The sequence below is a fragment of the Leptospira soteropolitanensis genome, assembly GCF_026151655.1.
GTDB lineage: Bacteria > Spirochaetota > Leptospiria > Leptospirales > Leptospiraceae > Leptospira_A > Leptospira_A soteropolitanensis.
In genome coordinates this window covers 1-1140 of record NZ_JAMQPN010000062.1, presented here as the reverse complement: position 1 = coordinate 1140, position 1140 = coordinate 1, and the positions used below count along the sequence as shown (strand labels likewise).

The 1140-nt window shown below is 35.7% G+C and carries 1 protein-coding gene; it reads left to right on the top strand.

The window, feature by feature from the left end; all coding sequences use genetic code 11:
* Positions 1-151: 151 nt before the first annotated feature.
* Positions 152-973: a hypothetical protein gene (locus ND811_RS19290; protein WP_265353598.1), complete on the top strand. Its 822-nt coding sequence runs from the start codon at positions 152-154 to the stop codon at positions 971-973.
* Positions 974-1140: the final 167 nt, after the last annotated feature.

Below are 1140 nucleotides of genomic sequence, written 5' to 3'. Positions count from 1 at the left end.
CGGTCCAGCGCATAACAGCAACTAACCGCTTCGCTTCTGGCACTCCCCTTGCCTGCGCAAGTGTCGTGGCCAGTCCCTAACGTCCCGTTCGGGACTCAGGGCCAGCCTACGTCGGTTAGTCTAGTTCGTTATGCGAAACGGCAAAAATCATATGAAACCATTAAGACGAACATCAAGAAGAAGAAAACAAATTGGAATTTCAAAAAAAGAACCATGCCATTGTGGGTCAGGAAAACCTTATAATCTTTGTCATTTTGGCTCAGACCATGAAACTACACTTCATACGGGAATTAACTGCAAAGCGTGTGGTACAGAAATAACCAAGGATATAAGTAATGATATATTAATTAGAATAAGCAACGGTATGATAAAATGGCACAATTATTTTAAATCAAATGGATTGTTCAAATTCAATACAATTACTCTAGGTCATTTGCTAAAATTGGAAGATCTCGAAAGTAAACAAAAAGAATTAAAAAAAGAAGACCTATACGATATATATTTTGATAGTTTAACAAAGGAAAAAGCAATTTCACATATTAATTTATCCTGCAAATTTACTGAATTTGAAAATAGAAAACAAATAATCTTAGATGCCATAGATGCACACTTTAATCAAAAATATACTTTATCAATACCAGCTTTATTCCCTTTAATTGAAGGTATTATTAGAGATATACAAAAAATACCAAAAGAAAAACAATTTCAGTGCAAATTCAGCAAAGAAGATTTTTCAAATAAAGGTCTATTTATGATCGCCGATGACCTAGATTACTTTAATGCATTTATTAATAAATTATATGAAGGACAAGCAAATTCAACCGAATTTAATAGAAATCCAGTACTTCATGGATTTTCACTTAATTACTACTCAAAAGAACATTCAATTATTCTAATTTTAGCACTTTTCGAAATAGCTACAATACTTCGATGGATAAGAGATGAAAAGCAAGAAATATTAGATCTCTTCTAATTTGCCGCATCGCATAACAGCGGCTTATCGCTACGCTTCGGGATTCACTCCGTTCACCCTCGCTCGGTCTGCGACACATTCCTCTTCTGTCACTCGTTTGCATACGCAAACTACGTGCCAGTCCCTAACGCCTTTTCAAGGCTCAGGGTCGAGGAACGTCGATAAGC